The 12,887-nt window shown below is 39.8% G+C and carries 13 protein-coding genes; 2 read left to right on the top strand and 11 right to left on the bottom strand.

Going from position 1 to position 12,887, the window contains the following annotated elements; all coding sequences use genetic code 11:
- Positions 1–6: 6 nt before the first annotated feature.
- From EF384_RS08710 to EF384_RS08685, 6 genes are all read right to left on the bottom strand, one after another.
- Positions 7–345, bottom strand: coding sequence for a hypothetical protein (locus EF384_RS08710; protein WP_148076707.1), 339 nt, complete (start codon positions 343–345; stop codon positions 7–9).
- Positions 346–601: 256 nt separating this feature from the next.
- Positions 602–994: a 30S ribosomal protein S9 gene (gene rpsI / locus EF384_RS08705; RefSeq protein ID WP_123781205.1), complete on the bottom strand. Its 393-nt coding sequence runs from the start codon at positions 992–994 to the stop codon at positions 602–604.
- 13 nt (positions 995–1,007) lie between these two features.
- Complete coding sequence (gene rplM, locus EF384_RS08700; protein WP_094519073.1) at positions 1,008–1,451, bottom strand: 50S ribosomal protein L13; 444 nt, start codon at positions 1,449–1,451, stop codon at positions 1,008–1,010.
- Between the two features lie 267 nt (positions 1,452–1,718).
- Complete coding sequence (locus EF384_RS08695) at positions 1,719–3,365, bottom strand: phosphoenolpyruvate carboxykinase (ATP) (protein WP_123781203.1); 1,647 nt, start codon at positions 3,363–3,365, stop codon at positions 1,719–1,721.
- A gap of 513 nt (positions 3,366–3,878) precedes the next feature.
- Entirely contained in the window at positions 3,879–4,538 is a 660-nt protein-coding gene (locus tag EF384_RS08690; protein WP_123781201.1) for a GntR family transcriptional regulator, read from the bottom strand.
- 88 nt (positions 4,539–4,626) lie between these two features.
- The gene (locus EF384_RS08685) at positions 4,627–5,538 is read right to left on the bottom strand and encodes a LysR family transcriptional regulator (protein ID WP_123781199.1); all 912 of its coding nucleotides are present in this window, start codon (positions 5,536–5,538) and stop codon (positions 4,627–4,629) included.
- 156 nt (positions 5,539–5,694) lie between these two features.
- Here EF384_RS08685 and EF384_RS08680 point away from each other — a divergent pair, with 156 nt between their 5' ends.
- Positions 5,695–6,873 carry a uroporphyrinogen decarboxylase/cobalamine-independent methonine synthase family protein gene (locus tag EF384_RS08680; RefSeq protein WP_123781197.1) on the top strand — a complete coding sequence of 393 codons (1,179 nt, stop codon included), beginning with the start codon at positions 5,695–5,697 and terminating at the stop codon, positions 6,871–6,873.
- A 133-nt stretch (positions 6,874–7,006) separates the two neighbouring features.
- Here EF384_RS08680 and EF384_RS08675 read toward each other — a convergent pair whose 3' ends face one another.
- The 5 genes from EF384_RS08675 to pepF all read right to left on the bottom strand — a co-directional run bounded on the left by EF384_RS08675 (position 7,007) and on the right by pepF (position 11,598).
- Positions 7,007–7,699 (bottom strand): hypothetical protein, encoded by a 693-nt coding sequence (locus EF384_RS08675; protein ID WP_123781195.1) that lies wholly within the window; start codon positions 7,697–7,699, stop codon positions 7,007–7,009.
- Positions 7,700–8,437 (bottom strand): multidrug ABC transporter permease, encoded by a 738-nt coding sequence (locus EF384_RS08670; RefSeq protein ID WP_123781193.1) that lies wholly within the window; start codon positions 8,435–8,437, stop codon positions 7,700–7,702.
- Positions 8,437–9,192, bottom strand: a complete 756-nt coding sequence (locus EF384_RS08665; protein ID WP_123781209.1) for an ABC transporter ATP-binding protein — start codon at positions 9,190–9,192, stop codon at positions 8,437–8,439. The genes EF384_RS08670 and EF384_RS08665 overlap by 1 nt, the downstream gene beginning before the upstream one ends.
- A gap of 401 nt (positions 9,193–9,593) precedes the next feature.
- Positions 9,594–9,749, bottom strand: coding sequence for a preprotein translocase (locus EF384_RS08660; RefSeq protein ID WP_094519140.1), 156 nt, complete (start codon positions 9,747–9,749; stop codon positions 9,594–9,596).
- 37 nt (positions 9,750–9,786) lie between these two features.
- Positions 9,787–11,598, bottom strand: a complete 1,812-nt coding sequence (pepF, locus tag EF384_RS08655) for an oligoendopeptidase F (protein WP_123781191.1) — start codon at positions 11,596–11,598, stop codon at positions 9,787–9,789.
- Between the two features lie 184 nt (positions 11,599–11,782).
- Between pepF and EF384_RS08650 the strand changes: the two genes are divergently transcribed.
- On the top strand, positions 11,783–12,679 hold the full coding sequence (locus EF384_RS08650) for a fructose bisphosphate aldolase (protein WP_123781189.1): 897 nt from the start codon (positions 11,783–11,785) through the stop codon (positions 12,677–12,679).
- Positions 12,680–12,887 lie beyond the last annotated feature (208 nt).

Raw genomic sequence — 12,887 nt, 5'->3', positions numbered from 1 at the left:
TTCAGTTTAACGGTAGGGTTTCACACCTGACTTTAATTTTTCTTTTACATCAGAAGATAAACTATCAAAATCTGGTTGGAAAATATATCCCTCATTATCACTAAAGAGAAGTTCATTTAAATTAGTAGAAGTTGAAATTAGATTAAGTAGATTACTGCCATCTAAGCTAAAACGTTCATTCAGTGCTTTAGATCCGAAATTATCAAAATACTGAGGTAGTAAGAACTCAAAGGGATCACTTATTTCAAAAACATCCTGTGTATGTTTATCATTATATGTGGTAAACATTTGAAAATTTGTCAAATTATTTTCTACAATTTTGGTTATTTGATAATTATTCTCCACTATATTATTTGCTCCCATCCAATTCAAAACAATGTCAATTATTCACTGCCAAAGTCTTACTTTATCACCAAAATTAATTCTACTATATACTTATGCTATTTTAAATTCTACTTCTAATAATTATCATCTACAATTTACCACTTTAAAACAAAAAAACACAGCCCAACAAGTGAGCTGTGTTTGGATTGGTTCTTGTTTTCTGCGAAAACTCCGTCCCATAATCCATCTGTAAGCGAATAAATTCGCAACAGCTGGATTAACGTTTTGAGAATTGTGGAGCTTTACGAGCTTTTTTAAGACCTGGTTTTTTACGTTCTTTCATACGTGGGTCACGTGTTAAAAGACCTGCCGCTTTTAATGGTTTACGGAAGTCAGGATCAACTTGTAGTAAAGCACGTGCGATACCGTGACGAGCTGCACCTGATTGACCTGCGTAGCCACCACCGTTTACGTTGATGTGGATGTCGTATTGACCTTCTGTTTGTGTTACTGCTAATGGTTGTTTAACGATAACGAATAATGAATCGTATGGTAAGTATTCTTCCATAGTTTTACCGTTAAAAATGATGTTACCAGTACCAGGTACTAAGCGTACACGGGCAGTTGAGTTTTTACGACGACCTGTTGCTGTATATTGAGCTTGTGCCATTGCTGTTCCCTCCTTAGATTAATTCGTTGATGTCTAATTGTTTAGGTTGTTGAGCTGCATGTGGATGTTCCGCACCAGCGTATACATGTAAATGTGTAAATTGAGTACGACCTAAAGAATTTTTTGGTAACATTCCACGAACTGAGTTTTCAATTAAACGTGCTGGTTTTTCATCACGTAATTTACCTGCAGTTGTTTCGTAGATTCCACCTGGATAACCAGAGTGGCGGTAGTATTTTTTATCTGTTGCTTTGTTACCAGTTAATTTCACTTTTTCAGCGTTGATAACGATGACATTGTCACCTGTATCTACGTTTGGTGTGAATGTTGGTTTATTTTTACCACGTAACATGCTTGCCACAACTGTAGAGATACGTCCCAATGGAATATCTGTTGCGTCTAGGACAACCCAGTTACGTTCAACTTCGCTTGCTTTCGCCATATATGTTGTACGCATTTTATTTCCTCCGTTTATCTTGTCTGATTGTTCGATTTCATAATTGGTTTCCGGGGCCTATCATGGGGCAAACAATACCGTATAACATTGTACCACTCCAACTCAGAAAAAGTCAATGCAAATCATGTAAATTTATGCACGAATTGTAAACTTTAATAATATAATCCGATACACCAAGCTTTCAGCTTTGATTTACATTTTTCTTGGTCATGATAATATATCTTTCTATATAAAAAGCATACGGACCTGAACCCGTATGCTAGTCAATTACTTGATTGCGTTGATGATTTGATCAATAGCGTTGATGGCTTCATCCGGTAATGGGAAGGCTGGGTTTTCTGCGTTGAATTTCACTAGGTATTCTTTTCGCATATTCATACGTTCTTTCACCAAGTACTTGTATGCACCCTCGCCCATTGGTAGTTCGTAACCTGGAACATCTAGGTATGACAAGCCTGTACCCTTACCAAATGGTTTGAAAGTTCCTGTATCATCGATAATGCTTTCGATAGCACTCAAGGTCACGTCTTTAGTTACATCCTTATCCAAGAATGCACCAGTGTTGATGATGTAGCCTTCCACCCCTTCGCGACTCAATAATTTTTTGAAATCATTGTAGTCTTCAATTAATGGGTATACGCGGAATGGATTAGCGTATGGTTCGATGACTAATTGATCTCTGTTTTCGCCTTGGCGCGCTACTTCGGCAGATGAACGTTTGGTCGCTAATGTTGCGCCGAATGTTGCTGCTAAAACGGGATTATCGATTTTGATTAGTGGCGGTAAGGAATCATCTTTCATGATCCAAAATACAGCTTCAATTGGTGACTCAAAGCGGTCTACCCTGTTGGCTGTCGCATAGCGTGATTTTACTGTACGGCCGTTCCCATTGCGGATATCTTCAGTTACTAAGACAATCTTGCCGTCGACGTCTTTTGTGACCCCCACATTTTGGACGGTCATGAAGTATTCTTGCTCTGGATGATCTGCTGGGTAGTCTTGTGTTTTATCAAAGTAAGAAGGTTCTAGGGCAATTGATGAACCATCGTCTAAATTAATGATGAAGGCATCGTCATGCAGGACCTTGACCTTGTATTTATTATGGTGTTTTGAGTGCGTTAGGGTTGATTTTCCTGATCCAGATAGGCCAAAGAAGGCGAAAACGCGTTTTTTATCGGCTAAGCTGAATTCTTTCAAGCCACCGTGGCATGATACGTAGCCGTTACGGTGGGCAGTCCCCCAGGCTAATGACAAAGTACCTTTTTTGAATTCGCCGAAGTATTGCATACCTAAGATGCAGGCCACGTTGCGGTCGGGTTCAAAGTAAGCCAATCCTTGTGGGTAGTCTGGATGGCGCCATTCGGGATCGGTGTAGACGTAAATATCGCCTTCGTCGTATTGCTTAGAATTGGCGTATAAGTCGTTGTAAACGTCATTGGCCCATTGGAAATTAAGTAACCAAGAGTATAGGTTATTTTCGTTGCCTTCGGGAAAAGCGATATGTGCTTTTACGATGAAATCCTTGTCCAGACCAACGTAAGCCGTTGCTTTGTTGTAGGCTTTACGACGGTTTTGGTAAATGACCTCACGGATGATGCCAATTAGTTTCTCGTCTTCGGCTTTATCTTCGCCAACGTATCTTCTAGCTTTGGCCGTTCTACCTGTGATCTTGCCTCCATTTTCAACAAGCACCTTTGCGTCTGCTGGTAAGCCCATTTTTTCGGCTTCTTTGACGGGCATATCAGTGATAATGACACCTGGTGACGATTTCGCTAGTTGATATGCCTCGCTGATGTCTGCTACCTCATGCATGTTGCTGCCATAAAAAGCCGTCTCGACGGTTGTCCGTAGCATGGTTAATAAGGGATTAGACTTCTTCAATTCTGATTTGTTGAATGATTCAATTGTTGCCATCTGCTGTCTCCTTTGCGATTACATCGTCTGTCGTATAGCTATAAATCCATGTGTCATAGGGATCACCCTTGACCCTTTCAGCAAATTTCACTCTGAGGTAAATTGTTGAACAATTTTGGTGAGCAATTTTGTTGATGAATTCATTGTAATCGGTTTCAAGTAACTTGTCTAGATAAATTTGTTTAAAAAAATATAAAGTTCATTTATTTTTTTGAAAAAGGCAGGCAAGTGTTCATGGAATGAGCTTTCATTCCATACAATTCTTGATCAATATTATGGAACCAGAAGCCATTCAATATAAATTCCCTAATTATTATGGAATAAACTTTCATTCAAGAAAAAATCTAATAAGTGTATTGAATCGCGGTCCATTCAATACAAACCGCCTAAAAATTATGGAATGAGCTTTCATTTCATACAAATTCCCCAATTATTATGGAATGAGCCGCCCATTCGAGAATCACCCAAAAATCATCAAAAAAGGGTTGTACCTGCGCACAACCCTTCTTTACTTTAGTCTTTATTGGTTTGATTTAAATAGCCATAATGTTCAATTAACGTTTCACGTACGCCGTGGATGTGGTCGCGGACGCGGTCAGCGGCCAAGAGTCCATCTTTGGCTTTAACGGCGGCCAGAATATTTTTGTGTTCTGCCTGCGTCGCTTCAAAACGCCCCGGCATTAGGATGGTCTTGGAATAATACTTGGATACTTTACTGATGAGATCACGTACCAAGTCTGTAGCCGGCGTGTTGTCGCAATTACTATAAATGACTTCATGAAATTCGTGGTTAAGTTTCGAGTAGTTTTCATAGTCAATGTCTTCACTGGTAGCTTCCATAGATTGATAGATTGCCGTCATTTTCGCCACATCTTCATCCGTCAAAATCGGGGTAACGATGCGGAAAATATAGGCTTCAACCTCGGCACGCAAGTCCATAAAATTAATGATGTCTTTCAGGCTCAGCGATACAACTTTGGCCCCTTTATGCGGCTCGATGGTTACTAAGTTGTCCTTTTCAAGTAAAGATAGGACGCTTCGGATGGTATTACGGCTGGTTTCATATTGGGCCGCTAAGTCAGCTTCGACAAGTTTTTCGTTGATGCTGTAGCTGCCATTGTTAATGTCTTTTTTAATTTGTTCGAAAATTGCAGTTGTCTTGCTTGCTCTCACGTTGAATGCTCCCTTCTTTCTTCAAGAAAAGTCTTCTCAAGGAAATTATACATGTTTGTGCAAAAATATGCACCTTGGTCAAGAAAGGCTACTTGGCGTATTGTTGGATGGACTCTTCTAAGAGGACGATGTACTCCTCCGCTATTTTACTTAGTTGATGCTGGTTGGCGGTTAAGTAGCCTAACTCAATGACCTCATCCGATTCAAGCGGAATGGCCATAATATCTGGGCTATTCAGGTCGTCGTTGATGATTCCTGAAGATATGGTATAACCGTTCAAACCGATTAATAAGTTAAACAGTGTGGCCCGGTCAGAGACAATGATCCGTTTGGGTACAGGAATATCTGCCAGAATCTCCTCCCAGTAGTAGAAGGAGTTGTGGGTCCCTTGCTCATAGGAAAGGCGCGGAAAGGCGGTCAATTCTTCTAAGGTGATGATGTCATTTTTCGCCAAAGGATGATGTTTATCAATAAAGACGTATGGCGAGGTTCGGAAAAGCGGTGTAAAGGTCAGCTGTTTCTCGTGAAAGGCGCCTTCCAGGACTTTCTGGTTGTAGTTACTTCTATAGATAACACCGATTTCGGATTTCAAATTGGCCACGTCGTCTAATACTTCGAAGGTACGCTCTTCTTTGAGGGTTGCTTCGTATTGGTCGGCATCCATTTCGCTCAGCAGTTTAACGAAGGCATCGACCACGAAGGCGTAGTGTTGGGCGGATATGGAGAAAATGCGGTTGGCAGTGATCCCTTCTTTGTAGCGATTGTTCATTAAATCAATTTGCTCAAGGACTTGTCGGGCGTATTGCAGAAATTCTTCACCTTGAAAAGTCAGGATGGTCCCTTTTGCCGTCCGTTGAAATAAAGAAAGGCCCATTTCGCTTTCTAGATTGGAGATGGCTTTGGATAGTGATGGTTGGGAAATGAATAATTCTTTGGCGGCTTGGGTCATGTTGCCCACTTCGACCACTTTCATAAAGTATTGTAAGTCTTCTATTCGCATGAAAATCCTCCATTCGTGGCGTGTGTTCGTTTTTCCCGAACTGTAATATAGCTTTAAGCTATGGTAATCCACTCATAATAGTTATTTGTAATTATTATGCCTTACAAATATAATAATAACAACAACAAAAACACAAGCACAAAGGAGATTTTACTTATGACACATACACATACATCAAAACGATTCTTAACAGTTGGTTCTCTATTACGTCCTGAAGATTTATTAGCTTACAAATCAGAAATTGAACATCGTGATGACATTCAATATCCATTCTACAACGACTTCGATAACTACAAAGAAACTGAAGACAAAGCTGTTGCAGATGTTGTAGCGAAAGAAAATGCTTTAGACTTCCCTGAAATTACAGATGGTGAATATTCTAAATCTCTATGGCATTTAGACTTCTTCTGGGGCTTTGGTGGCGTTCGCCGTTTCATCGCTGATAAAGGTTATGTCTTCGTTGACTTCGATGAAGAAAACCCATTTGAAACACGTAAAGATATCGGTATCGAAATTGTTGAACCACTTTCTGGTAAAAACCACCCATTCATCGATCACTACAAACGTTTGGTTGAATTAAACGATTCTGATTCTGCTGTCAAAGTATGTATCCCTTCTCCAGGACATATGTTTACAGAATTAAACTTCAACCCTCAATCTTACCTAGGTGTTTACGCTAATGCTGAAGACTTCCGTCAAGGCGTAATCAAAGCTTACAAAGAATTCTTAGATGAATACGTTGCTGCTGGTGGTGAAATCATCCAATTAGATGACTGTCTATGGACTATCCATGCAGAAGACTCTTCTAACTCTCCATTCCGTCGCGCTGATGGTACTTGGGATGATGCTGCAGCTGCTGCAAACGCTGAAGCTTATGTTGCTTTAAACAACGCTGTAATTGACTACGGTCATGAATTAGGTTTAAAAGTTTACACACACAACTGCCGTGGTAACTACGCATCTCGTCACGCTGGCGATGGTAGCTACAACAAGATTGCAAACTTCTTCTTGAAAAACCAACGTTACGACCGTTTCTACTTAGAATGGGATGACGACCGTGCAGGTGATATCTCAGCTTTAGACGCTTTCAAAGATAACGACCATGTAGAAGTTGTATTAGGTTTACTTTCTTCTAAAACTGCTGATTTAGATGACGAAGAACGTGCTTTACGCAGCTTGGAAGAAGCTACGAAATATGTGCCAAAAGAACGTCTATACTTATCTCACCAATGTGGTTTCGCATCATGTGATGGTGGTAACGTATTAACAACTGACAACCAATGGGACAAAATCAAACAAGGCCAAAGCATCGCTTTCAAATACTTTGGTGAATAATCAGAACATTTCAATGACATTTAGGTCTTCCTCCAACTGACTTAAATACAAAAAGGATTGGCTGCGGCCAATCCTTTTTGTGTTGGGATAAAATGAAAAGAGGGACATGCAGCCCTCTTTTTTCATCTCTCAATTATTTTTTGCGGAATATCACTTTGTACAGTAGGACGGTGATGGTAATCATGATAATCATAAATATAACCAAGATGCCAAAGGGGAAATGTCCCGTATACAGGAAGTCTGTCATATAGCTGTAGGCAAAAAGGCGGCTGAATCCTTTAAACAATGGCGGATAAAGTTCGACGGATACTGCAGCTCCTGAAACGATGGGTAAAATAGCTTCAAAAAGGTTTGCGAAAAAGAAGTCATTCGCCATTTTCGCAGAAAGAATAAAGCTAAATATACCTAGGAAAGCCGAAAAGATAATGGCATATGGCAAGAGCATAAAGGCCCGGGCCATCACGGCAAAATCGACGCCAATCATCAGTAACAGCATGCTATTCATGATAAACAGCACAGCGGCACAGAAAAAGATTGCTAGAAATTTGTCGCCCCAATATTTTAGAGAGAATGGTTTATGCACCGTTACTTCTTTGAAAATACCCAAGCTAGCATCCATCACCAAAAGTTGCGTCATACTACCTAATGCAAATGACGACGTCGACAATAGCAAGCTTGCTAGCAGAACGGTCATATTCGTTTCACCCGAGTATTGTTGGTTGATTAATAGGTAGAAGAACATTTGGATTATTGGCGATATCAGAAAATGTGTCAGGAATGTTTTGATATTTTGGGTGTAGGGTAAAGATGCAAGTTGTACACGCATTTAAATCATCCCCCCTTCACCATTTGTCTTGGCTTTGTTGAGGAGCCACCTACCTAGTGTGACCGCCAAAATGCCCCATAGGAATAGACTAACCCAAAAGGCTAGCCAATAAAAATGTGTGCTATCGCCTAACAAACGCTGAATAGGTACAACCACGGGGATTACCCACTGCGCCAGGCTTGATATTTTTAACAAACCCTCTCCACTTCCAATTAGTCCAGCAAGCAACATAATAGGCACGTGCAATAGATTTTCATAAACGATAGCATTACGTGTTAAAACGAAGAATGCTGCGATCAACAAATCCATGACTGCAATAGCTAGCCACATCAATAGGATTAGTGCAGCCACTTCCAAGGACATATTATCTACCGGTAGTCCCATCATAATGGCTAAAAAGTAGGACAATGGAAAGGAAATAAGGCCAAAAATTGATGCAGGCAAGATCAAGGCCAGTAATGACAGACTGTCATGAATATTGGTATTAATCAGGTAACGTAGTGTCCCCTGCCTTCTTTGAAAACCGATTGAACCTGTTGCCGTAGTTGCTGACGTCCAGAGGCCAAAAATAGCGCTACGAAGCCACAAACTATTGTCAGTTAACCCACCATAAGCATAGGCTGCTAGGTATTGGAGGAAGAAAATGGATAAAGTACTAGTAATAGGCAACCAGAGGAAATATTGATTTCGCACATACACCTTCAAATGAAAAAGAATTAATCGGAATAAACGAAACATTATTTCCTCCTTAATGATGGTGCAATTGCTAAGTAGGATTCTTCAAGCGTTGCTTGACGATCAATGTGTGTCACACCTGATTTATCAATAAGTTCTGAAATACTACCGCTAAAACGAATACTGCCATCACCAATTAAGAGGATGCGATCGGCTAAAGATTCAATTTCACCCATGATATGGCTCGTCAAAAGAATCGCTACGCCTTCTTTTTTCGTTAGTTCTTTGATGGTTTGTCTAATTTGAGCTGCCATTTCAACGTCTACCCCATTGGTTGGCTCGTCAAATAATAGTAATTTTGGATGACCCAGAAGTGCCTTTGCAATATGTAACCGTTGATTCATCCCTTTAGAAAATTCTTGAACCAATTGCTTGCGGTTACCATCCAAATTGACCATTTTCAAGACTCTTGATACTTCACTTTGACGATCTTTATAAGGGATATTTGCCAAGTCCGCATAAAATTTCAAATTATCCTCTGCAGATACACGCCCGTAGAAACCTAGGTCTCCACCAAATGAAATCCCTACGTTATGACGATTATTTAATTTACCATTGATAAAAATATTACCCGCCGTTGGTAAGATATAGCCACCAATCATTGAAACAATGGTCGTTTTACCCGCACCATTTGGTCCAATTAAAGCGACAATTTCACCGTCATTGATTGTAAAATTAATATCCTTTACTGCTTCAAATGTCTTCCCTTTGCTTTGATAGATTTTCGTTAGATTCTCTACCTTTAGTGTGTTGTTCAATTCATTCACCAAACTTTTCTTATTTTCTAGCAAAACTTCTATTTCACAGTCTCTCATTTTCCTTTAATGAAATCGAATGATTTCTTAGATTATATCACTTTTAGCATAATAAAAAACGTCATTCAATGGATTAATTTCCCTGAATGACGCTTTTTCTCTCATCCTAAAGTCGAGTTCGAAAAAGCAACCCCCTGCCCACTTCAGAATAGTTTGCGTCACATTGCATGTGCCACGGCACTATTCTAGTTGAGTTCCAAAAGGCAAATCCAATGTCACTTCAGATTAGTTCGCTACACTCTCTGAGTGTCTCATCACTAATCTTCCAGTGCCTTGGATTAAAACGCCTTTTGTCACATCCTTTCTCCACTGGTTGAGGGCTGAACGCTTTTTCTCTCATCCTTTTAAAATTGTGATACTACTAACATGGCCATAAAGAATACCAATAATACGACGGCAAGAGCGCCAAATGCGATGTAAATTTTCTTTTGTTCGCGTTTATACATATAGTTACTTGAGAATAGCAGTAAAAAAGCTGCTACGATAAAAAACCAGATCATTGTTACACCAAGCTTTCTGTTTGATTCAATGGTCGACCTAGCCTAATTTATTTGAATAATCAATGATGGCATTGACTGAGTCATTTAAGAAGGCAATGGTATTTTCTAATGGTGCGGCAGTGGTGATATCTACACCAGCAACGGCAGCGGCTTTGACTGGATTCATACGACCTAATTTTAGGAAATTGTTCCAGTTTTCAATTGCTTGGTCATCTTCGCCTGAACGAATATTCAAGAAGGCTTGTGTCGCAATCGTTAAACCTGCTGAATAAGTGTATGAATATAGCCCCATGTAATAATGTGGTTGACGCATCCAAGTTAATTCAGCACCTGGGTTAATTTCAACGGCATCGCCCCAGAAATCTTGCAGTACACCACGTTTTAATTCAGATAGGGTTTCGGCAGTAAATGCTTCACCCTTATCGATTAGACGATACACTTCTCGTTGGTAAGCTGCTTCTAGTAAATGTGTAATGAAGTTATGGAAGTATGTATTGGTTAACATATTGGCTAAGGCAAACCGTTGTGTACGGTCGTCTTCGCCGTTGTCTAATAAGTATCCTGTCAATAGTAATTCATTGAAAGTAGATGGTGCTTCAATAACATATAAACTTGGTTCGCTTGAAATGAACAAGTTGTTGGCTTCTGCACGACTCATTTGACCAGCATGCCCTAACTCATGGATTAAGGTATACACATCAGAAAGTTGTTCTGTCCAGCTCATCAAGATGTAAGGATGTACATGGCCAGCGATTGTAGCAAAGCCACCTGTTGATTTACCAACATTTTGTGCATAGTCAACCCAGCGGTCGGTGTAGGCTGGGGCAATTTCCTTAAAGTAATCGTCTCCCATAATTGCAGTTGCTTGCTTCACGTAAGCTTCTGATTCTTTAAAGGAAACAGGTTTTGAAAACGTTGGATCAAGGCTGATTTTTAAGTCAGCATAAGTCATTTTGTCTAAACCACGGACTTCTTTCACGTGGGTAATATATTTACGCATAACTGGCGCTAATTCTTCCATAATGACATTGATTTGGCGGTCGTATAATTCGCGGTCAACGTCTTGGCTAAATAGTAAGTAATCGATGACTGATTCGAAACCACGGATATTGGCTTGGGCTTTTTCTTGTAGAACATGGCCGTAGTATGTGGTTGCAAAGGTGTTTTTGTATTTGGCTAACTCGGCGGAGAAGGCATCGAAGGCTGCACGACGGATGTCAGTATCTTCTTCAAACATATATTTGTCTTCATATAGTACAAAGCTTAATGGATATGTTTTGCCATTGACTTCAAAGTCTGGGAAAGTCATGTCTGCTAATTTTGAGTTGTTGTAGATTTCATAATTTTGGTCATGTGCTTGGTTAAATTGGAACAAAACGTCTTCAATTGTTGATCCAAGGTAGATGGCTTGTTGACGATGGATTTCATCGATGAAATCGCTAGTTTCAGGTGCGATTTCTTTAACCTCAGCTAAGTCTTCTGCTGATTTTTCTAATAAAGCATTTTGGAAGAAAAGCATGTTTTCTGCAACATCTTTACTTGCATTAGATACCTTATGTAATTTCAGCGATGCTTGAGAGTTGGTACGGTCGGCTTCAACTGCTAGGAAAGTGTAATGCAATAATTGCGAACCGATGACTTGAATGTCTGAAGCTGCTAGCACAGCTGCCGCAATCGTTTCAGGGTCTGTTAATTTGTCTTTATATTGGTCATTAAAAGCTTGACCCTTAGCCTTGTAATCCGCAAGACTTTCTTCAAATGCAGCCTCTGTTTTAAAAATTTGGCTTAAATCCCAAGTAGCTTCTGGGTTTACTTGGTCACGTGTTGGAAATTGATTTTCTGTTGTCATGCTGGAAGTCCTTCTTTCTCATTTCATTGTTAAAATAAGTTTACCACTAAGAAAGTTGCCTGACTAGGAAATAGAAATGCCATCCCTTTTTCAAGGGTTATCTTTTGTTTTTGCCAAATATAGGTTCATAATAATTAGTGTAATTGGTAAACCAATGCAAAGATTTAAAGGAGGAATTTTCACAATGACTGTTAACGAAGCGCAATTAGATCGTATGTCAAATGATCCTGGCTTTATTGCCGCACTTGATCAATCCGGTGGCTCTACACCAAAGGCATTAAAAGACTATGGTGTTGACGAAGATGCATATAGCAACGAAGATGAAATGTTTGGTAAAGTACACGAAATGCGTACGCGTATCATGACAAGTCCCGCTTTCACTAGCGAGAAAATCTTAGGTGCAATCTTATTTGAAAATACCATGGACCGTGAAGTTGAAGGTGAATATACTGCTGACTACTTAGCAAACAAAGGAATTGTGCCCTTCCTAAAAATCGATAAAGGGTTAGCCGAAAAAGAAAATGGCGTGCAATTAATGAAAGACATCCCTGGATTGGATGATTTATTAGCGCGTGCAAATGACCGTAATATTTTTGGCACAAAAGAACGTTCAAATATTTTAGAGTTGAATGAAGAAGGTATCAAAGCTGTTGTCGCACAACAATTTGACTTAGCCAAAAAAGTGGTTGCCGCTGGTTTAGTGCCAATCATCGAACCAGAAGTAAATATCAATGCTGAAGACAAAGCTGCAATCGAAGAAATTCTACGTGACGAAATCAAAGTCAATTTAGATCAATTAGGTGAAAATGATAAAGTCATGTTGAAATTGACGATTCCTACAGTAGCTGACACATACCGTGAATTAGCAGCACATCCAAACGTTGTACGTGTAGTTGCCTTATCAGGTGGTTATAGTCGTGACAAAGCAAATGAATTATTAAAAGAAAACCATGACATGATTGCTTCATTCTCACGTGCACTTGCAGCAGAATTACGTTACGCGCAAACAGACGATGAATTTAATGCCTTACTACAAGACGCCATAGATACCATTTACGACGCATCCGTAAATAAAGTCTAGAGTGTGACATGAGGCGTTTAGCCCACAACCAGTGGAAGATGACTGCCGCAGCGCACGCAGTGTGGTGCAAGGTCATCTGAAGTGAGCAGTGGGTTGCCTAATAGAACATATTTTGATAGCGTGTGACAAAAATGGTTTAGCTTTGAAAAATATTTCTATGGGTATAAAAAGGGGTTGGGACAAATAGTGAATCTCTACCCGAAAACTG

It is taken from the genome of Aerococcus agrisoli, assembly GCF_003797145.1.
Lineage (GTDB): Bacteria > Bacillota > Bacilli > Lactobacillales > Aerococcaceae > Aerococcus > Aerococcus agrisoli.
Note: the sequence above shows the minus strand (reverse complement) of the source record. Positions and strands in the feature narration are given on the sequence as shown.